The sequence below is a fragment of the Oleiharenicola lentus genome, assembly GCF_004118375.1.
Lineage (GTDB): Bacteria > Verrucomicrobiota > Verrucomicrobiia > Opitutales > Opitutaceae > Lacunisphaera > Lacunisphaera lenta.
Map to the genome: position 1 here is coordinate 1 of NZ_SDHX01000001.1, position 18991 is coordinate 18991.

At 63.3% G+C, this 18991-nt stretch carries 21 protein-coding genes; 19 read left to right on the top strand and 2 right to left on the bottom strand.

From position 1 onward, the window contains the following. Positions 1 to 203: 203 nt before the first annotated feature. Complete coding sequence (locus ESB00_RS00005; protein WP_129045690.1) at positions 204 to 557, top strand: DMT family protein; 354 nt, start codon at positions 204 to 206, stop codon at positions 555 to 557. Positions 558 to 698: 141 nt separating this feature from the next. After that, a complete protein-coding gene (gene recA / locus ESB00_RS00010) occupies positions 699 to 1781 on the top strand; it encodes a recombinase RecA (RefSeq protein ID WP_129045691.1) in 1083 nt (360 codons plus the stop codon). Positions 1782 to 1945: 164 nt separating this feature from the next. Here the strand turns inward: recA and pdxH are convergent, their stop codons facing one another. After that, complete coding sequence (gene pdxH, locus ESB00_RS00015; protein ID WP_425465749.1) at positions 1946 to 2635, bottom strand: pyridoxamine 5'-phosphate oxidase; 690 nt, start codon at positions 2633 to 2635, stop codon at positions 1946 to 1948. On the opposite strand from pdxH, the gene ESB00_RS00020 reads away from it, so the two are divergent. The 6 genes from ESB00_RS00020 (at position 2634) to trmB (ending at position 9116) form a co-directional block, all read left to right on the top strand. Further along, on the top strand, positions 2634 to 3089 hold the full coding sequence (locus tag ESB00_RS00020; RefSeq protein WP_129045693.1) for an SRPBCC family protein: 456 nt from the start codon (positions 2634 to 2636) through the stop codon (positions 3087 to 3089). The genes pdxH and ESB00_RS00020 overlap by 2 nt on opposite strands. Before the next feature lie 42 nt (positions 3090 to 3131). Beyond that, positions 3132 to 4484 (top strand): tRNA uridine-5-carboxymethylaminomethyl(34) synthesis GTPase MnmE, encoded by a 1353-nt coding sequence (gene mnmE, locus ESB00_RS00025; RefSeq protein WP_129045694.1) that lies wholly within the window; start codon positions 3132 to 3134, stop codon positions 4482 to 4484. A gap of 41 nt (positions 4485 to 4525) precedes the next feature. Then, positions 4526 to 6394: a tRNA uridine-5-carboxymethylaminomethyl(34) synthesis enzyme MnmG gene (gene mnmG, locus ESB00_RS00030; protein ID WP_129045695.1), complete on the top strand. Its 1869-nt coding sequence runs from the start codon at positions 4526 to 4528 to the stop codon at positions 6392 to 6394. A gap of 107 nt (positions 6395 to 6501) precedes the next feature. Next, positions 6502 to 7203: a response regulator gene (locus tag ESB00_RS00035; RefSeq protein ID WP_129045696.1), complete on the top strand. Its 702-nt coding sequence runs from the start codon at positions 6502 to 6504 to the stop codon at positions 7201 to 7203. Beyond that, positions 7200 to 8471 (top strand): sensor histidine kinase, encoded by a 1272-nt coding sequence (locus tag ESB00_RS00040; RefSeq protein ID WP_129045697.1) that lies wholly within the window; start codon positions 7200 to 7202, stop codon positions 8469 to 8471. The genes ESB00_RS00035 and ESB00_RS00040 overlap by 4 nt, the downstream gene beginning before the upstream one ends. A gap of 57 nt (positions 8472 to 8528) precedes the next feature. Next, positions 8529 to 9116 carry a tRNA (guanine(46)-N(7))-methyltransferase TrmB gene (gene trmB, locus ESB00_RS00045; RefSeq protein ID WP_218938643.1) on the top strand — a complete coding sequence of 196 codons (588 nt, stop codon included), beginning with the start codon at positions 8529 to 8531 and terminating at the stop codon, positions 9114 to 9116. A gap of 31 nt (positions 9117 to 9147) precedes the next feature. Here the strand turns inward: trmB and ESB00_RS19510 are convergent, their stop codons facing one another. Next, positions 9148 to 9306 (bottom strand): hypothetical protein, encoded by a 159-nt coding sequence (locus ESB00_RS19510; protein WP_164975957.1) that lies wholly within the window; start codon positions 9304 to 9306, stop codon positions 9148 to 9150. Positions 9307 to 9541: 235 nt separating this feature from the next. On the opposite strand from ESB00_RS19510, the gene ESB00_RS00050 reads away from it, so the two are divergent. The 11 genes from ESB00_RS00050 to ESB00_RS19515 all read left to right on the top strand — a co-directional run bounded on the left by ESB00_RS00050 (position 9542) and on the right by ESB00_RS19515 (position 18944). Continuing rightward, positions 9542 to 10423 carry a F0F1 ATP synthase subunit A gene (locus ESB00_RS00050; protein WP_129045698.1) on the top strand — a complete coding sequence of 294 codons (882 nt, stop codon included), beginning with the start codon at positions 9542 to 9544 and terminating at the stop codon, positions 10421 to 10423. A 74-nt stretch (positions 10424 to 10497) separates the two neighbouring features. Further along, positions 10498 to 10701, top strand: a complete 204-nt coding sequence (locus ESB00_RS00055) for an ATP synthase F0 subunit C (protein WP_129045699.1) — start codon at positions 10498 to 10500, stop codon at positions 10699 to 10701. Between the two features lie 73 nt (positions 10702 to 10774). Further along, positions 10775 to 11326 carry a F0F1 ATP synthase subunit B gene (gene atpF, locus ESB00_RS00060; protein WP_129045700.1) on the top strand — a complete coding sequence of 184 codons (552 nt, stop codon included), beginning with the start codon at positions 10775 to 10777 and terminating at the stop codon, positions 11324 to 11326. 38 nt (positions 11327 to 11364) lie between these two features. Further along, positions 11365 to 11751, top strand: a complete 387-nt coding sequence (locus ESB00_RS00065; RefSeq protein WP_129045701.1) for a F0F1 ATP synthase subunit delta — start codon at positions 11365 to 11367, stop codon at positions 11749 to 11751. Positions 11752 to 11807: 56 nt separating this feature from the next. Then, entirely contained in the window at positions 11808 to 13337 is a 1530-nt protein-coding gene (gene atpA, locus ESB00_RS00070) for a F0F1 ATP synthase subunit alpha (protein ID WP_129045702.1), read from the top strand. A gap of 41 nt (positions 13338 to 13378) precedes the next feature. After that, positions 13379 to 14251 (top strand): ATP synthase F1 subunit gamma, encoded by an 873-nt coding sequence (atpG, locus tag ESB00_RS00075; protein WP_129045703.1) that lies wholly within the window; start codon positions 13379 to 13381, stop codon positions 14249 to 14251. A 32-nt stretch (positions 14252 to 14283) separates the two neighbouring features. Beyond that, positions 14284 to 15705: a F0F1 ATP synthase subunit beta gene (atpD, locus tag ESB00_RS00080; protein ID WP_129045704.1), complete on the top strand. Its 1422-nt coding sequence runs from the start codon at positions 14284 to 14286 to the stop codon at positions 15703 to 15705. A 100-nt stretch (positions 15706 to 15805) separates the two neighbouring features. Beyond that, a complete protein-coding gene (gene atpC / locus ESB00_RS00085) occupies positions 15806 to 16213 on the top strand; it encodes an ATP synthase F1 subunit epsilon (protein WP_129045705.1) in 408 nt (135 codons plus the stop codon). Positions 16214 to 16292: 79 nt separating this feature from the next. Next, on the top strand, positions 16293 to 16547 hold the full coding sequence (locus ESB00_RS00090) for a FeoA family protein (RefSeq protein WP_129045706.1): 255 nt from the start codon (positions 16293 to 16295) through the stop codon (positions 16545 to 16547). A gap of 16 nt (positions 16548 to 16563) precedes the next feature. Continuing rightward, positions 16564 to 18696: a ferrous iron transport protein B gene (gene feoB / locus ESB00_RS00095; protein ID WP_129045707.1), complete on the top strand. Its 2133-nt coding sequence runs from the start codon at positions 16564 to 16566 to the stop codon at positions 18694 to 18696. A gap of 80 nt (positions 18697 to 18776) precedes the next feature. Further along, positions 18777 to 18944 (top strand): hypothetical protein, encoded by a 168-nt coding sequence (locus ESB00_RS19515; RefSeq protein WP_164975958.1) that lies wholly within the window; start codon positions 18777 to 18779, stop codon positions 18942 to 18944. Positions 18945 to 18991: the final 47 nt, after the last annotated feature.

Below are 18991 nucleotides of genomic sequence, written 5' to 3' on the forward strand. Positions count from 1 at the left end.
CCCCCCCCCCCCCCCCCCCCCCCCCCCCCCCCCCCCCCCCCCCCCCCCCCCCCCCCCCCCCCCCCCCCCCCCCCCCCCCCCCCCCCCCCCCCCCCCCCCCCCCCCCCCCCCCCCCCCCCCCCCCCCCTCCCCGGGTTTCGCCATTTGCGGCCGCGATGGATTCTTTCCAATAACCCTCAGTTCATCACCCATCGCTCTTCCCCATGTCCACCATCCTCCTCCTCACGCTCTCCAACGTCTTCATGACCTTCGCGTGGTATGGCCACCTGAAGTTTTTCCACGACAAGCCGCTCTGGGCCACGATCCTGCTCTCGTGGGGCATCGCGTTCTTCGAATACATGCTGATGGTGCCCGCCAACCGGTTTGGTTACGGCAAATTCACCGGCTACGAGCTGAAGATCATCCAGGAGGTGATCACGCTGTCGGTCTTTGTGATCTTCGCCTGGCTGGTGCTGGGCGAAAAGCTGAAGTGGAATTACGCCGTGAGCCTGCTGTGCATCGGTCTGGCCGTGTATTTCGCCTTCGGCGTGAACCGCACGCCCGCACCAGCCGCGTAAGTCCTCCACCGCCTGAAAAGAGGCGCTTTTTTCCACACTCCGCACTTGCCGGTTCCGGCGGCGGACCGCATGTCTCCTGACATACTGCTGTCATCGCCCCATGCTAAGGTGACCGCATCAACCACTCCCCCACCCATTCCCATGTCCAAAGCCGATAAAGTCACCAAAGCCGAAACCAAGTCCGCCGCCGTCGCCCCCGCCAACGCCGCCCGCGAGAAGAACATCGAGCTCGCCGTCTCCTCCATCACGAAGCAGTTCGGCGAAGGCTCCATCATGCGCCTCGGCGCCAACGCCAAGATGAAGGTCGAGACGCTCTCGACCGGCTCGCTCGCCATCGACCTCATGCTCGGCGTCGGCGGCCTGCCGAAGGGCCGCATCATCGAGATCTACGGACCGGAGTCTTCCGGTAAAACCACCTTCTGCTTGAGCGTCATCGCCGAGGCCCAGCGCAAGGGCGGTCTCGCCGCCTTCATCGACGTCGAGCACGCGCTCGACCCGAAATACGCCAAGGTCGTCGGTGTAAACCTCGACGACCTCCTCGTCTCCCAGCCCGACTCCGGCGAGGACGCGCTCAACATCATGGAGACGCTCATCCGCTCGAACTCCATCGACGTCATCATCCTCGACTCCGTCGCCGCTCTCACCACCAAGGCCGAACTCGACGGCCAGATGGGCGACGCCACCGTTGGCGCCCAGGCCCGCCTCATGTCGCAGGCCATGCGCCGCCTCACCGCCGTCGTCTCCAAGACGAACTGCGTGTGCATCTTCACCAACCAGATCCGCGAGAAGATCGGCGTGATGTTCGGCAACCCGGAGACGACCTCCGGCGGCCGCGCGCTGAAGTTCTTCGCTTCCATCCGCCTCGACATCCGCCGCAAGGACCAGCTCAAGACCCCCGACGGCAAGGTCATCGGCAACCGCACCAAGATCAAGGCGGTGAAGAACAAGGTCGCCCCGCCGTTCACCGAGTGCGAGTTCGACATCATGTACGACGAGGGCATTTCCGCCACCGGCTCGCTCCTCGACCTCGGCCTCGACCACAAGGTGCTCGAGAAGAAGGGCGCGTGGATCGCCTTCAACGGCGAACTCGTCGGCCAGGGCCGCGAGGCCGCCAAGGAAGCCCTGCGCACCAACGCCGATCTCGCCGCCAAGGTGAAGGCCGGCATCCTGGACAAGGTGAACGTGAAGCCCGGCGAGCCCGTCACCGGCGAACAGGACGAGTAAGCGCATCGGCGCCCGCCGTTCCCCCCTCTTCAAACCCGCGTCCGATTCGTCGCGGGTTTTTGTTTGGCTTGAGCTGTAGGGCGGGGTCTCCGAACCCCGCCTCAGTTCGAGTATGAGGTCCCCCTCACGGCGGGGTTCGGAGACCCCGCCCTACAATTTGGTGATCACGGAAACAACCACTCATGATGCCACACCCCGCCGATGCGCGTGAAGCGCTGGCGGTCGTGATGGCGAAAAGGTTTTTGCTGCCAGAATTCGATCTGTGCCGGCACCACGCGGAAACCCGACCAAAACGGCGGACGCGGCACCGGGCCCACACCATGGCGCACGGTCTCGCGTGCGACGGCCTGTTCCAATTCGTAGCGGCCGTTCATGGGTTTAGACTGGTGCGAGGCCCAGGCCCCGAGCTGGCTGAGGCGCGGGCGCGTGGCGAAGTAGGCATCGGCTTCGGCGTCGCTCACGGCGTCGACCTGGCCGGAAACGCGGACCTGCCGCTCAAGCACGGGCCAATGGAAACAGAGCTCGGCCCGTGGATTCGCGCGCAGGTTGTCGGCCTTCGGGCTGTCGAGATTTGTGTAGAACACGAAGCCGCGCGCGTCGGCCTGCTTGAGCAGCACCATGCGCACCGCCGGACGACCCGCGGCGTCGGCCGTGGCCACGGCCATGGCGGTGGCGTCACTCTTCTCGCGATCGCGCGCCTCGGCGAACCACTCCTGGAAGAGTCGCAAGGGGTCGGGTAACTGCATGTCCCAGTGTCGCAGAGCGCCGGGTGCCGCGCCGCGCCGCGTTTGGTGAAGCCTGCGCATGCGTTGCGCCCGCCCCCGGCCTTCACGCGTATCTTTCCACACCGTCATGCCGCAGCTTTTTCAACAACAGTTCATCCCCGCCGACCCGGCCGCCGTCTGGGAGTTTTTCGCGACGCCGAAAAACCTGGACGAACTCACGCCGCCCGACCTGCGCTTTGCCATCCGCAGCGACCTGCCGCCGCGCATGTTTGCGGGGCAGCTGATCGAGTATCGCATCTCACCGGTGCGCGGCGTGTGGCTGCACTGGCTCACCGAAATCCGGCACGTGCGTGAAGGCCGTTACTTCGTGGATGAACAGCGCGCCGGTCCCTACGCGTTCTGGTATCACGAACATCACTTCGAGCCGGTGGCAGGCGGCGTGATGATGACCGACCGCGTGACCTACGACGTCGGCTGGGGCCCGTTCGGCTGGCTGGCGGACAAGCTGTGGGTGCGGCGCCAGCTCGAACACATTTTCGCCTATCGCCGCCAGCGTGTGGAGGCGCGCTTCGGTCGCGCCTGATTTGCTTTTGCCTTCGCGGTTGCGCGTGGTTGCGTGGGGCGCATGTCGTTTCCGACCGACACCATCGCCGCCCTCGGCACGCCTGCGGGCACCTCGGCCATTGCCGTTGTGCGCGCCAGCGGTCCGCAGGTGCGCGCCATGGTTGCGGCGATTTTCGGCGTAACTCCCCCACCCCGGCACGCGCAACACGCGGATTACCGCGATGCGAAAGGAACGCTTGTGGACGACGTGCTGTTCACGTTTTTTGCCGCGCCAAATTCGTTCACCGGTGAGGACACGGTGGAGATTTCCTGCCACGGCAATCCGTTCATCGCGCAGAAGATCCTCGAGGATCTCTTCGCCCGTGGCTGCCGGCCGGCCGAGGCCGGCGAGTTCAGCAAACGGGCCTTTCTGAACGGACGCCTGGACTTGAGTCAGGCTGAAGCCGTGATGGACCTGATCCACGCCCGCAGTGAACGAGCGCTTGCGGCCGCCAACCAGCAGTTGCGCGGGGCGCTGGGGAGACAAATGGAGTTACTTATCTCTCAGCTGGTGAACGTATTGGCCATCATTGAGGCTTACATCGATTTCCCGGATGAGGATCTGCCAGCCGAAAACCGTCAGGCCGTTTTGCTGCAGTTGGAGCAACTCCAAACCGCCACGGCGCGCCTGCTGGCGACGAGCCACTACGGCGCGATGCTGCGCGACGGCATCAAGACGGTGATCCTCGGTGAGCCCAACGCCGGCAAGAGCAGCCTGTTGAACCGACTCGTCGGTCGGGAGCGCGCTCTCGTGAGCGCCGAACCGGGCACGACGCGCGACTATCTTGAGGAGAGGATTCTCGTCGGACCGCACGCCCTGCGGCTGATTGATACGGCGGGACTCAATCCCGCGCCTTCTTCCCTCGAGAAGCGCGGTATGGATAAGACCCTGGAGCAAGCCGCCGAGGCGGATCTCTTCCTCTGGGTGCTCGATGCGACGCGCCCCCTGCCCGCGCTGCCTGCGTCCACGGCGGGACGCCTCAGCCCCGCCAACACGATTGTAGTGGTCAACAAATCCGATCTGCCCGCCGCGCCCGGTTTGGCGGTGCCCACAGGATATCCCTGCGTGCCGGTCTCCGCGCTCACCGGCATCGGTTTGGAGGAATTGCGGACGCTGGTGTCCGGACTCGCCGACTCTTTTCAGGTCAAAACCGGCGATGACCTGATCGCGATCAACGCGCGTCATGCCCATGCCTTGAATCAGGCGCGCCAATGTCTGGAAACTGCCACAGCCAAGTTATGCGAGCGTGGTTCCACGGAGCTGGTCGCGAGCGATTTGCGCGGTGCCTTGGATGCTTTTGGGCAAATTTCAGGCAAGGTAGATAATGAGCAAGTACTTGATAGACTGTTTTCTACATTCTGTATAGGAAAATAGATTTAATATTAAAATATACTGTAGCAGTCGCTTTTCTTTTTGTGATCTATAATCAAAAACCATTCGATGTGATCGTCTGCGGCGCAGGGCACGCTGGCGTCGAGGCCTGCCTGGCGGCCTCGCGAATGGGCGCCTCTACCCTGCTGTTGACCGGCAATATTGATACGATCGCCCAGATGAGCTGCAACCCAGCCATTGGCGGCCAAGCGAAGGGACAGATCGTGCGGGAAATCGATGCCCTCGGTGGCGAGATGGCGATCAACACCGACGTGACCGGCATCCAGTTCCGGCTGCTTAATGAATCCAAAGGGCCCGCCGTGCAGTCGCCGCGCGCGCAGTGCGACAAGAAAGCTTACCAGTTTCGCCTGAAGCATACGCTCGAACTCCAACCGAACCTGCAAATCTTCCAGGCCACGGTTACGGGCCTGATCTTTAAAGACGGCAAGGTCGTCGGCTGCCGGACAAACCTGGATATCGATTTCTTAGGCCAGGCCGTAGTCATCACCACCGGCACCTTCCTTCGCGGACTGATGCATGTCGGTCAGAACAAGAACGAAGGCGGCCGACTTGGTGACTTCAGCGCCAAGACACTTTCGGGTAGTTTGCTGGAGGCTGGGATTGAGCTCCTGCGCCTAAAAACTGGGACTCCGCCGCGCATTCTGGGCCGCAGCATCAACTTTTCCGGCCTCCAAGAGCAGAAAGGCGATTCCGAACCGACGCTTTTTGCTTACCACGATACTCGGGACGGTGAGGACTTGTTCCACGTGGAACGCACCGGCGAACGGCGCCTCGGTTGGAAACCCGGCAGCGAACAAATCTCATGCTGGATGACGTATACCACGCCGGACTCCGAGCGCATCGTGCGGGAGAATCTCCACAAGTCCGCCATGTATTCGGGCGAGATCCATGGGGTAGGACCCCGGTATTGTCCGAGTATCGAGGATAAGTTCGTCCGCTTCGCGGACAAGCCGCGTCATCTGCTGTTTCTGGAGCCTGAGGGGCGAAGCACCAACGAGTATTACATCAATGGCCTATCTACGAGCCTACCGTTCGATGTGCAGTTGGACTTGGTGCACAGCATCCCTGGTCTGGAGCAAGCGGTGCTGCTCCGTCCTGCCTATGCCGTCGAATACGACTTCGCGCCCCCGACGCAGATGTATCCGTCTTTGGAGTCGCGCAAGGTCGAGAACCTGTTCCTTGCTGGTCAGATCAACGGCACCTCCGGCTACGAGGAGGCCGCCGCTCAGGGGTTGGTTGCGGGGGTGAACGCCGTGCGCAAGGCGAGGGGAGAGGCGCCCATGATCATTCAACGGCATGAGGCCTATATTGGGGTGTTAATCGACGATCTCGTGACCAAGGGAACGACAGAACCCTACCGCATGTTCACCAGTCGGGCAGAACATCGCTTGCTCTTTAATCATGGCAGCGCCGAGTTGCGATTAAGGCATCACGCCAGTGAGCACAATCTATTATCCAATAGCAGGTTAAAGAATATAGAACACAAATTATCCTGCATCATAAACTGGCAGAATTTACTCGAAAACCAAAAGACCAAGGGTGGATCTTGGGCGGACAATTTGCGCCGATCCGGAGCCATCGCTGACCTACCGGCGGAGTTCATGGCTCAATCCAAGGAGGTGCGCGAAGAAGTGCTCTACCGAGTTTTGTATCGCGGCTATCTGGAGCGGGAGGAGCGGCAGATCGAGCGGCTTAAGGCGGTCGAGAAAATCAAGCTCCCCGCCTCCATCGATTACCTGAAAATTCCCGGTTTGCGGCGCGAGAGCGCACTCAAACTTCAGCAGTTTCGTCCGGTCAATCTGGGCCAGGCTGGTCGCATCAGCGGGGTCAACCCGGCTGACTTGAGTGTCCTGATGGTGCTGCTGGCCTCCGAGAAAAGCGAACGGCTTTGAGCGCTCCTGTTGCTCGTCACCATCACGGTGATAACGGTGTGACATTCCTGTGACGGTGGGTTAATTCACTGGAAAGCGTCAGTTCCTGCCGAATAACTTCGAGGCCTATGGAGAAGAAAAAAATCCTCGTGGTGGACGATGAGCCCGACGTCACCGACCTGGTTGCCTATCACCTTAAGGCAAAAGGGTTCCACGTGGAAACGCTCAACGATGCCACGGCCAGCATCGCCAAGGCGCGAGGCTACAATCCGGATCTGGTTATTTTAGACATAATGATGCCACACTTGAGCGGCATCCAAGTCTGTCGCATTCTCCGGGCCGACCCGAAGCTGGCCAAGGTGCCGATCATTTTTCTTACCGCCAAAGCCGAACCCCACGACCGCATCGAGGGACTCGAATCGGGCGCCGACGACTACCTGAGCAAGCCCTTCAGTCCGAAAGAACTCGTTCTGCGCGTGGAATCCATCCTGCGGCGCGTCGCCGCGCCCAAGGATCCCGTCTCCGCCAAGCTCCGCGTCGGCGACATCCAACTCGACAGCGACACCCATCGCGCAACGGTGAAGGGCGAGTTACTCGACCTGACCGCCACGGAATTCAAACTTCTGCGCCTCATGATGGAGCGCCAGGGTCGGGTGCAGACACGCGAGCACCTGCTCCTGAACGTGTGGAACTACTCGACCGAAATAGAGACCCGCACCGTGGACACGCACGTGCGACGCCTGCGCGAGAAATTGGGTGACGAAGCCGGTTGGATCGAGACGATCCGCGGCGTCGGTTACCGCATCGCCGAGAAAAAACTTCCCGCATGATCTATTTCCTCATCGTCGCCCTGGCCGTCGCTCTCGCGTTCTGCCTGCGCGCGTTGTGGAAACAGAACCGCGCGCTGCATGATCTGGAGCAGGCCGCCCGCCGCGGTCAGCCGCTGTTGCACGACGAAAGCCCGGCCGCCTACCTGCCGGCGTGGGCGGTTCTCACCGAGGCCGTCAACCGCCTCATCACGCAGAACAACTCGCTGCAGCAGCAGCGGAGCGACCAGCTTGCCCAGCTCGAGGCCACGCTCGGCAACTTGCGCGAGGCCGTGCTGATCGTGGACAGCGCCAACTACATCCACCTGGCCAACCGCGCGCTGCGGGAAATTTTCCCCGGCGCCCGCGACCTCGTGAACCTGCGCCTCGAGCTGATCGTGCGCAGCGCCCCGTTCCTCGACTACGTGCGCGCGACGCGGGAAGGAACCGTGCTGCCCCGCGAGGAATTCGAGATCGTGGACGGCGACCACACGCTTTGGATCGAGGCGTCGGGTGCGCCCATTCCGTCACCGGACGGCAAATCGCAGTGGGCGCTCTTTGTCATCCACGACATGACCAACCAGCGCAAACTCGAGCGTGTGCGCCGCGACTTCGTCGCCAACGCCTCGCACGAGCTCCGCACGCCGCTCAGCATCATCAAGGGCTACATCGAGACCCTCGTGGACGGACACCAGACGATGGAGCTGGCGGACCGCGACAAGTTTCTCCGCACCATCCAGCGGCACAGCGAGCGGCTGAAATCCATCATCGACGATTTGCTCGCACTTTCGCGCCTCGAGTCCGCCACACCCGGCCTGAAGTTCGCTCCGCTGAGTTTGAACTCCTATTTCGGCGAACTCGCGGACGAGTATCGCAACCGTCCGCAAGCCGCCGACCACACCGTCACCGTGAACGTGCCGGCTTCGATCGGTCTTATCGAAGCCGACGGCGAAAAACTCGCCCATGTCTTCGGCAACCTGATCGAAAACGCCTTCAAATACACCCCCAGGGGCGCGACCATCGAGCTCGGCGCAGCCGCGACCGACGACAACTCGGTCGAGTGCTGGGTGCGTGACGACGGTCCCGGCATCCCGGCGGCCGACCTGCCGCACATCTTCGAGCGGTTCTACCGGGTGGAAAAAGGCCGCTCCCGCGAGACCGGCGGCACCGGGCTCGGACTCAGCATCGTGAAACACATCGTGCAGCTGCATGGGGGCAGCGTTTGGGCCGAAAGCGGCGAGGGTGGGGGACTCGCCATCCGCCTGCGTCTGCCGCGGCGGCAGAAGGCCTGAGTCCCGTTGGTGATTTGGCACTTGGCGTTTGGCTTTTTTCGCCGCCTATAGCGGCGCGTGGTACCCAAGCCAGAATTCGTCGAACACGTCACCCAACGCCGCAACGCCTTGCGCACGGAGTTGACCGCGTTGATGCCCCCGGCCGCGACCATCGTGCTCGAGATCGGCAGCGCCCACGGCCACTTCCTCGTCCGATACGCCGGCGAAAATCCGCAGAAACTATGCGTGGGGGTGGATCTGCGCGGTGAGCGCGTGGAGCGCGCGAAGCGCAAGGCCGAGCGCGCCAAGCTGCCTCACTGCCACTTCATCCGCGCCGAGGCCCGCGAACTCATCGAATGCCTGCCGCCCGAGGTCAATTTTGCTGAGGTCTGGGTGCTGTTTCCGGACCCCTGGCCCAAGAAACGCCACCACAAGAACCGGCTCCTGCAGCCAGAATTCTTCGATTTTCTCGCCAAAAGGACGCAACCGGGCGCCCGCCTCTTCTTCCGCACGGACTTTGCCGAGTATTTCCACGAGGTCGCGGCCTTCCTGCGCACCTTGAAAACCTGGCAGCCGGATCCGGCTGCACCTTGGCCTATGGAACACGAAACCATCTTCCAGGCCCGCGCCCCCAGTTACCAATCCTTGGTGGCAGTCCGGACTTGAGCTGGAGCCAGGGCGCCCTCGCCCCTGGAACTCAAAGGATATCCAGCCACACCAGCAGCAATAGCTGGGCAATGGCGGCCAAGACCAACAAACCCCACGTCGCCTGCATGAAGGCACTCCGGGCCAGTTTGCGCTCTCCGTTGGGATAACGGGGTTGGGCGGTCTGGGCGAGCAGGGTGGGGGACTCCATGTTTTACAATTCGCCCGGCTCCTCCTGTTTGGCAAGCACCTAGTCCCTCCCCTGCCCGTTTCGGATGGGCTCAATACTGTCACCAGACGCGACCATAAGCGTCCTCCCCGGGATTTCGCGTCATCCCTAATGAAGCGCTCTGACACTCAGATTTAAGATTTCCGGGGTTGACGGTCCTCCCCGGTGAAACCTACCTAATCGTCCCTTCCACCCGACGATACCACGCCCCGCCCACATGCTGAACACCAAGAAACTCATCGGCTTCCTCGCCGCCCTGTTCTGCACGACCGCCGCGTTTGCGGAAGGTGTGTCTCCCAAGGCCACGGTGCTGTTTGATCTCGGCGGCGGCTGGCGGGTGACAAACAGCATGGTGACCGGCTGGATGGTTTCGCTGGTGATCATCACGCTCATTCTCGCGGCGGTCGGAAATCCGAAGATTCTCCCGGGCAAGGCCCAGTCGGTTTTCGAATCCATCCTCGAGGCCCTGCGCGACCTCTTCGAACCCATCGTCGGCAAAAAGGCTTTTCCCGCGGTCTTCCCGCTGCTCGTCACGCTCTTCATTTTCATCCTGATCCAGAACTGGTCCGGTTTGCTTCCCGGCGTAGGCACCGTCGGCAAGGGTTACACCGACGCGGACGGCCACTTCCACATGACCCAGCCGTGGATCCGCCCGTTCACCGCCGACTTCAACAGCACCATCGCGCTCGCGCTCATTTCCTTCGGCGCCTTCCTGATCATCATCTTCAAATACGCCGGCCCCAAGCTGATTCTCTGGGACCTCTTCGGCAACAAGGCCGACAAGAACGAAACCCCCGGCTGGCTCTACCCGATTCTGTCGCTGGTGTTCCTCGTGGTCGGTTTCATCGAGGTGTTCTCCATTTTCATCCGCCCCTTCACGCTTTCCGTGCGCCTCTTCGGCAACGTATTCGGCGGCGAAAACCTGCTCCACGGCACGAGCTTCTTCCCGGTGTTCTACTTCATGGAGCTGCTTGTCGGCCTCATCCAGGCGACCGTCTTCACGCTGCTGTCGGCCGTCTATGTCGGCCTGATCTGCAACCACGGCGACGACCACGATCACGACCATGCGGAGGGCGGCCACGCCGAAGCCCACCATTGATTCCTTTCCCGTCGGGAGCGTGCCAATCGATGTGCGCACGACGGCAACCACAACCAACAACCCACTAAAATATCATGATCATCGCTGAAATCACCGGCAACATCGCCAGCGCGTTCGGTCTGCTCGGCGCCGCCATCGGCGTCGGCCTTATCGGCACCAAGGCCGCCGAGTCCGTCGGCCGCAACCCCGGCGCGTCCGGCAAGATCCTCGTGCAGGCCATCATCGGTATGGCGCTCGCCGAAGGTCTCGGCATCCTCGCGCTGTTCCTCGCCAAGTAAGATCCCTGTTTAACTGGCGGCGCGCGCCGCAACGCCGCGCCGCCCTCCCCTTTCCGCTCCCACTCCTTCCGCCATGCTTCCCCTCTTCCTCGCCGCCACTGACGCCGCGCACGCCGCCGGCGAAGCCTCCATCGTTGAGAAGTTCGGCATCGAGTGGCACTACGTCGTCTGGCAGATCGCCAGCTTCCTCATCCTCTTCGGCGTCCTCTACAAGTTCGGCATCAAGCCGACCATCGCTACGATGGAAGAGCGCAACAAGAAGATCGAGAGCGGCCTGAAGAATGCCGAGGAAACCCAGGCCCGCCTCGCCGCCGCCGCCAACGAGAGCGCCGCTCTCGTCAAGGCCGCCTCTGTCGAGGCCCAGAAGATCGTGGACGAGGCCCGCAAGGCCGCCAAGGACTTCGCCGACAAGCAGCAGGCCGAGGCCATCGCGCACGCCAACGACCTCATCGCCAAGGCCAAGCAGTCCACCGAGCTTGAGCACAAGAAGATGCTCGACCAGGCCCGCGGCGAGATCGCCCGCCTCGTCGTCGCGACCACCGAAAAGGTCCTCGCCCGGAAACTGACCGACGTCGACCGCGCCGCCTACAACGAGACCGCCACCAAGGAGCTCACAGTCATCTGAGCCGCGCTCCCCCGACTTCCGAGCCCCAGAATTTTTCCATGGCCGCCAACAAAAAGACCCGGCTTCTCGCCAAGCAGCTTCACAAGCTGAGTGTCGTCAACGGCTCTGTCTCTGCCGAGCAGGTCGCCGGTGTCCTCGGCTGGATCGAGAAGACCCAGCCCCGCCAGACGATGGCGCTGCTCAAGGCCTATCACCACCGCATCGCGATCGAACTCGCCAAGTCCGAGGCCCTCGTCGAGCACGCCGGCCCGGTTTCCGACGGCACCCTGAAGCTGATCCAGGGCGCCATGACCCAGAAATACAAGCGCACCATCACCGCCAAGGCCAAGCCCGCCCCGCAGCTCCTCGCGGGTCTGCGCGTCCGCGTGGGCTCCGACGTTTATGAGTCCACCGTCGCCGGCCAGCTCGCCGCCCTCTCCGTCTAACCCCGCCGCCTGTTTTAAAAGCTAAACTTAAATCTTCCACCGCCCGAAGCGCCACCATGAGCAACGTCATCGAACAAATCGAACAACAGATCGCCAAGCTTTCCACCAAGGCGGTCCGCAAGAACACCGGCGTCATCCGCACCGTCGCCGACGGCGTGGCCAAGATCGAGGGCCTCTCCGACGTCATGTATAACGAGATGGTCTCGTTCCCCGGTGGCGTCATCGGCATCGCGCTCAACCTCGAGGAAGACGAGGTCGGCTGCGTCGTCCTTGGCGACGTTTCCCAGCTCAAGGAAGGCGACGAGGTCACCACCACCGGCAAGCTACTCTCCGTGCCGGTTGGCAAGTCCCTGCTCGGCCGCGTCGTGGACGCCCTCGGCCGCCCCGTGGACGGCAAGGGCCCGATCGACAGCAAGGAAGCCTATCCCGTCGAGAAGATCGCCCCCGGCATCATTGTCCGCAAGTCGGTCTCCCAGCCGCTCTTCACCGGCATCATGGCCATCGATTCCATGATCCCGATCGGCCGCGGCCAGCGCGAACTCATCATCGGCGACCGTGGCACCGGCAAGACCACGATCTGCATCGACACGATCATCAACCAGGCCCGCATCAACAAGGTCGGCCTCGCCTCGGGCGACAAGAACTTCCGCCCGGTCTATTCCATCTACGTCGCCGTCGGCCAGAAGCAGTCCAACGTCGTCCGCACCATCTCCGCCCTCGAGGCCGCCGGTGCGCTGGAATACACCGTCATCGTTGCCGCGACCGCCGCCGACAACCCCGCCAACCAATACCTCGCCCCGTTCTCCGGCGCAGCCATCGGCGAATGGTTCATGGAAAACGGCATGGACGCGCTGATCGTCTATGACGATCTCTCCAAGCACGCCGTCGCCTACCGCCAGATTTCGCTGATCCTCAAGCGCCCCTCCGGCCGCGAGGCGTATCCTGGCGACGTGTTCTACCTGCACTCCCGCCTGCTCGAGCGCGCCGCCCGCCTCGACGGCAAGGGCTCGCTCACCGCGCTGCCCGTCATCGAGACGCAGGCCGGCGACGTCTCCGCCTACATCCCGACCAACGTCATCTCGATCACCGACGGCCAGATCTTCCTGGAAACCGATCTCTTCAACCAGGGCATCCGCCCCGCCGTGTCGGTCGGTCTCTCCGTGTCGCGCGTCGGTTCCGCCGCGCAGATCAAGGTGACCAAGCAGGTCGGTGGCAAACTCAAGGGCGAGCTCGCCCAGTTCCGCGAACTCGCGGCCTTCGCCCAGTTCGGCTCCGACCTCGACGCCAAGACCAAGGCCACGCTCGATCGCGGCGCCCGCATCGTCGAGCTCTTCAAGCAGCCGCAGCTGAACCCGATCGCCATCGAGGTCCAGGCCTCCGTGCTCTGGGCCCTCCAGAAGAACTACTTCGACTCCATCGAGGTGAAGCACATCGTCGGCGCCGCAAACTCGCTCCGCGACTTCCTCACCAGCCGCAAGGACGCCCTCCTCACCTCCATCCGCAACGAGGCCAAGCTCACCGACCCGATCGAGGCCGGCCTCAAGTCCGCCTGCGACGAGTGGAAGTCCTCCTTCGCCGCCAAGTGATTCGTTCTAGCTCCTAAAACCTAGAACCTCGCCCCTCCGCCATGGCTTCCCTCCGCGACATCCGCCGACGCATCAAGTCGGTCAAGAACACCCGCCAGATCACCAAGGCGATGGAGCTCGTGGCTGCGTCCAAGATGAAGAAGGCGCAGCAGGCCGCCCTTGCCGGCCGGCCCTACGCCCAGCTCATGGCGGACATGCTCGCCGCCCTCGCCGGCCGGGTGGACGAGTCGCTGCACCCGTTCCTGGTGAAACGCGAGGTCAAGACCCGCGGCATCCTCCTCGTCACCTCCGACAAGGGCCTGTGCGGTCCGCTCAACGCCAACCTCTTCAAGCTCGTCCTCGACATCAAGACCCCGGCCAAGTTCGTCGCCATCGGCCGCAAGGGCGCCCAGTTCCTCGCCCGCGCCAAGCGCGACATGGTCGCCGAGTTTTCCGTCAACGACCGCGTGCCGTTCGCCGATGTGAAGACCGCCGTCGAGTTCCTCGTGCAGCAGTATCTCGAGGGCACCATCGACACCGTCGAGGTCATCTACCCCCGCTTCCGGAACACGCTGGTGCAGGAGCCGACCGTCCGCCCGCTCCTCCCGCTCGCCGGCGTGGCCGACTTCGTCAGCCACCTCCGCGCCGAGGCCGGCGACGCCAAGCCCGCCGACAACCGCGACATGCTCTTCGAGCCGAACGCCCAGACCGTGCTCGAGGCCCTGCTGCCCTTCTACGTCAACCGCTACATCTACCAGATCATCCTCAGCGCGAAGGCCTCCGAGCACAGCGCCCGCATGGTCGCGATGAAGACCGCGAAGGACAACGCCACCAAGCTGATCGGCGACCTCACTCTCGAATACAACAAGGCCCGCCAGGCCGGCATCACGCAGGAAATCCTCGAGATCGCCGCCGCGTCGTTCGCCACCAACTAACCTTTTAAATCCACCCCGCCCTCGTCTCCGTCATGAGCAATCAAGGCAAAATCGTCCAAGTCATCGGCGCCGTCGTTGACGTCCAGTTCGCCACCAACGCCGTCCCGGCCATCTACCAGGCCCTCACCGTCGATTTCACCGTCGCGGGCAAGAAGGAGACGCTGACCCTCGAGGTGCAGCAACACCTCGGCGAAGGCCTCGTGCGCACCATCGCAATGTCCTCCTCCGAAGGCCTCGTGCGCGGCATGCCGGTCGTTGATACCGGCGCTCCCATCTCGGTGCCTGTCGGCGAGGGCGTCCTCGGCCGCATCTTCGACGTCACCGGCACGCCCGTGGACGGCAAGGGCCCGGTCCCCCACCAGAAGCGCTACCCGATCCACCGCCCCGCTCCGGCCCTCGCCGATCAGGACACGAAGTCCCAGATCCTCGAAACGGGCATCAAGGTCATCGACCTCATCTGCCCCTTCATCAAGGGCGGCAAGGCGGGTGCCTTCGGCGGTGCCGGCGTCGGCAAGACCGTTGTCATTCTCGAGCTCATCAACAACATCGCCAAGGCGCACGGCGGTTTCTCCGTCTTCGCCGGCGTCGGTGAGCGTTCCCGTGAGGGCAACGACCTTTACCACGAAATGTCCGACGCGGGCGTCATCAACCAGAAGGACATCTCCAAGTCCAAAGTGGCGCTGGTTTACGGCCAGATGAACGAGCCCCCGGGCGCCCGTATGCGCGTTGCGCTCTCGGCCCTCGCGATGGCCGAGTATTTCCGCGACGAGAAGAACCAGGACGTGCTGCTCTTCATCGACAACATCTTCCGCTTCTCGCAGGCCGGTTCCGAGGTGTCCGCTCTCCTCGGACGCTCGCCCTCCGCGGTGGGTTACCAGCCGACGCTCTCCAACGAGATGGGCATCCTCCAGGAGCGCATCACCTCGACGAAGAAGGGCTCCATCACCTCCGTGCAGGCCGTGTACGTGCCCGCCGACGATCTCACCGACCCGGCCCCGGCGAACACCTTCGCCCACCTGGACTCGACCATCGTGCTCGAGCGCTCCATCGCCGAGCTTGGCATTTATCCCGCCGTCGATCCGCTCGCCTCCGTGTCCAAGGCCCTCCAGCCCGACATCGTCGGCGAGGAGCACTACAAGGTCGCCCGCGAGGTGCAGCGCGTCCTCCAGCGCTACAAGGATCTCCAGGACATCATCGCGATTCTCGGTCTCGACGAGCTCTCCCCCGAGGACAAGCTCACCGTTTACCGCGCCCGCAAGATCCAGCGCCTCCTCTCGCAGCCGTTCGCGGTCGCCGAGGTGTTCACCGGCACGCCCGGCAAATACGTCCCCGTCAAGGAGACCGTCCGCGGCTTCAAGATGCTCCTGAATGGCGAACTCGACCACATCGCCGAGACCGACTTCTACATGAAGGGCGGCATCGACGAGGTCATCGCCGCGGCCGGTAAAAAGTAACCGGCGCTTCGCGCCAAGTAACAGGTAACAAGTTCCAAGTAACAAGAACCCAAGCCATCGATCCTGAGACTTGATCCTTGTGACTTAATACTTCTCTCCGATGCCCCTAACCCTCGAAATCGTCACTCCGGAAGCCAAGGTGTATTCCGACACCATCGACTCCGTCGTCATCCCGACGGTTGAGGGCGAGATCGGCGTGCTCCCCGGCCACATCCCGTTGCTCACCCAGGTGGAGCACGGTGAATTGCGCGTCACCAAGGGCACGGACACCCAGTTCCTCGCGGTCAGCGGCGGCTTCGCCGAGATCGAGGGCGACACGGTCCGAGTCCTCGCCGAGCATGCCATCACCGAGGAGAAGATCGATGAGTCCGCGGTCGAGGCCGCCCTCAAGCGTGCCGAACAGGAAATCGCCGGCGCCAAGACGCTCGACCCCAAGGAACTCGAACACCTCCAGGGTCTCGTCCGTTACGCAGGCGTCCAGCTCGCCGTCAAACGCCGCAATCGCTGATCTCATTTCGCCTCGGGCAACACCTGTTTGACCCGGGGCTTTTTTATGGTTCTCTCCTGATACTCGGTCTCAGCCGCAAATGTCCGCCTCACGTCGCCATCTTTCTCCTCTTTGTCAGCTCGCCCCCGGTGCCACGGCCCGGGTCTGCGAACTGACGGGCGATGAGGGGTTCTGTCAGCGCGTCCGCGAGATGGGTTTCGGCGAAGCCGCGCTGGTCACGAAGATTTCCGGCAACACCACCAGCCTCTGCGTCGTCAACGGCACTCGCCTCGCCCTCAATCACCACGCGGCGATGAGCATTTTGGTCGAGCCTCTGCCCGCCAACGCCCGCTGAGCGACCCACGCCTGTCGTGAAGCTGCCGTCGCACATCACGCCGCCCCCGCCGCGGCGCCATGCCCCGGACCGCACACCGGTCTATGCCATCGTTGGCAATCCGAACTGCGGCAAGACCACGCTCTTCAACGCCCTCACCGGCCTGCGCCAGAAAGTGGGCAACTACCCCGGCGTCACCGTGGAAAAGAAGATCGGCACGACGTGGTCGCAGCATGGCCGCCCCATCCAAATCATAGACCTGCCCGGCGCCTACTCGCTTGCCGCCCGTTCGCCCGACGAGGCCGTGATGCGCGACGTGCTTTTCGGCCGCCGTGAGGACACGCCGCAGCCCGACCGTATTATCTGCGTGGTCGATGCCGCCAACCTCGAGCGCAACCTCTACCTCGTCCACCAGATCCTCGACCTCGGCCGCCCCGTCATCATCGCGCTCAACATGATGGACATGGCAGCCGGCGCCGGCCTCAAGGTGGACCCCGCCGAACTCGAGGGCGAACTCGGCATCCCGGTCATTGCCTGTGAAGCCGTGCACGGCCGGGGTCTCGTCGAACTCAAGCTCGCGATGAGCCGCGTCGAACTCCCGCTTGCGCGCCACCGTTGGGATGTGCCCGCGCCCGTCGCGCCCGCCGTGGCCGAGCTGCAGGCTTCGCTGGCCGATAGCGACGGCCGTCCGCCGCTCGTCGCGCGCGCCGAGGCGCTCCTGCTGCTCACGGATTTCGACACCGTGCGGGTCGCCGGCTCCAGGCCGCTCAGCCAACGCACCCACGACATCCTCGCCCAATGGCGCAAACGCTGGGAAGGCGAGGGCGCCGACTGGCCCGCCGCGCTGATTCGCACGCGTTACGACGCCATCGCCCAGCTCTGCCGCAACGTCATCACCCGGCCCGGCTCGTCGAAGCCCTCGCTCTCCGACCGCATCGACTCTGTGCTTTGCCATTCGTTTGGCGGCTGGATCGTGTTCGGTCTCATCATGGGGGCACTGTTCTACTCCATCTTCTCGCTGGCCGAGCCACCGATGGACTTCATCGACGGCCACGTCGCCTCGCTGGCCGACTGGGTGAAGGGCGCGATGGCTCCCGGCGACCTGCGCGACCTGCTGACCGACGGAGTCATCGCCGGCGTGGGCGGCGTGGTGATCTTCCTGCCGCAGATCCTGATCCTGTTCTTCTTCGTCGGTCTGCTGGAAAACACCGGCTACATGGCACGCGCGGCCTTCATCATGGATCGTCCCATGAGCAAGGTCGGGCTCAACGGCCGCTCCTTCATCCCGCTGCTCAGCGGCTACGCCTGCGCGATTCCCGGCATCATGGCCACGCGCAGCATCGAAAACGCGAAGGACCGCATGGTCACGATTCTCGTCACGCCGCTCATGAGCTGCTCCGCGCGCCTGCCGGTTTACCTGCTCATGATCGCCATGGTGCTGCCTGGTGAGGCGGTGCCCCCCGCGCAAAAGGCCGGCCTGATGCTGCTCATGTATGCGCTCGGCACGCTGGGGGCTTTCGCCTTTGCGTGGCTTTTCAAACGCACCCTCTTCAAGGGCGGCTCACCTCACATGATCCTCGAGCTGCCAGCCTACCAGCCGCCGCGCTTCGGCCAGATTCTCCGCCACATGTCCGAACGTGGCTGGCTCTTCCTCAAGAACGCCGGCACCATCATCCTTGCGCTTTCCATCGTGCTCTGGGCGCTCACCACCTACCCGAAGCACCCGAATCCTGCGGCGACCCCCACCGAGCAGATCGCCCACAGCTTCGCCGGTCGGGCCGGTCATGCACTCGAGCCCGTGATCAAGCCACTCGGCTTCGACTGGCGCATCGGCATCGGCCTCATCACCTCCTTCGCCGCCCGCGAAGTTTTTGTCAGCTCAATGGGCGTCATCTTCGGCGTCGAGAGCGACGACGAGGACACCGCGCCGCTGCGCGAAGCCTTGCACGCCGCGCAATGGCCCGGCGGCGCGCCGCTTTTCACCCCGCTCGTGTGTCTCACGCTGATGGTTTTCTACGTGTTCGCCATGCAGTGCATGGCCACGCTCGCCGTCGTGAAACGCGAGACCAACTCCTGGCGCTGGCCGCTCTTCCAGACCTTCTATCTCACCGGCACCGCCTGGCTCGTCTGCCTGATCCTCTACCAAACCGGCCACGCGCTGGGCTACTGATTTAAACCACTAATCTCCACTAAACCCTCACTAATCCCGAACCATTAGTGTCAAATTAGTGTTCGTTAGTGGTGCCAAAAATGTCTTCAACCCTCCAGACCCTGATCGCCCTCGGCCTTGTCGCCCTTGCGCTGGCCTTCCTGCTACGATCGTGGTTCGGGAATAAAAAATCCTCCGGCTGCGAAAGCGCCGGCTGCTCCGCGGTCAGCCCCGAGGTAAAGAAGCTGCAGGCTAAGCTGAAGAGATGATTTGTAGGGTCGTCGCTTGCGGCGACCTAACGCGCGAGGTCGGCGCA